This is a genomic window from Nguyenibacter vanlangensis (assembly GCF_013376155.1).
GTDB classification, from domain to species: domain Bacteria; phylum Pseudomonadota; class Alphaproteobacteria; order Acetobacterales; family Acetobacteraceae; genus Gluconacetobacter; species Gluconacetobacter vanlangensis.
The window spans coordinates 1-986 of the sequence record NZ_JABXXP010000901.1 but is presented as its reverse complement, the minus strand read 5'-3'; the positions used below and the strand labels follow the sequence as shown (position 1 = coordinate 986).

Sequence of the window (986 nt, the reverse complement as noted above, 5' to 3'; positions counted from 1 at the left end):
GGTAGGACGCTGGGGGATGGGCGGCGCGCCGCAGCTACCGGGTGCAGCCGATCACCCCGCAGGCCCTGGCCGCCCAGCAGCGGATCGCCGATTTCTTCACCGCCCAGGGAGTGGTCGCCCCCGTCCCGATGTGGCGCGCATGCCGGTCCGGCACCCGGCGCCGGCATAGCCCCGCAGACCGCCCGGACAATTCGGTAAAATTCATCAGATACATTAATATTACCAATATAATGATCGATTAATATATAATAAATGTAAAAATTAAATTTGTCTTCACATCATCGTCATGCGTGACTTCTTGTGATTCCGGCTGCCGCAACCCGTCGCCGGCCTTTCCGATCGCAAGAAAGTACCTTGATGACCGAACCGAAACGCACCTTTGCGCTTGGCGCCTATCTGACCGGGTCGGCCACCAACGGCGATGCCTGGCGGGCGCCGGGCGAGGATGTGGACGCCGACATCACGTTCGCGCGCTATCGCGATTACGTCGATCTGCTGGAACAGGGGCGCTTCGATTCCATTTTCCTGTACGACAACGTGCTGCCGGTACCAGACCCGGCGGCGGTGGCCGACACGCCGGCGCTGCCGCGCTGGGACACCTTTACCCTGCTGGCGGCGCTGGCGGTCACGTCGCGCCATATCGGCCTGATCGGCACCGCCAGCACCAGCTTCAACGAACCGTACAACATCGCCCGCCGCGTCGCCTCGCTGGACCGGCTCAGCGGCGGACGGGCGGGCTGGAATGTCGTGACCGCCACCGGCGGGGGCGAGAATTTCAACCTGCCGCGCCATCCGGACCATGCCGACCGCTACGAACGCGCCCATGAATTCGTCGATGTCGTCACCGGACTGTGGGACAGCATCGCCCCCGGCGCCCTGCTGCGCGACAAGCGGAGCGGCCGTTGGCTGGACCCGGCGCTGGTGCGGCCGCTGAATCACAAGGGGCGTTTCTTCAGCGTCGCCGGCCCGCTGAACGCGCCGCCGCC

The 986-nt window shown here is 64.7% G+C and carries 1 protein-coding gene; it reads left to right on the top strand.

The features are described 5' to 3' along the window. Positions 1-357: 357 nt before the first annotated feature. Positions 358-986, top strand: a 629-nt coding sequence (locus HUK84_RS20015; RefSeq protein WP_176641763.1) for an LLM class flavin-dependent oxidoreductase, incomplete at its 3' end; no start/stop codon positions are given.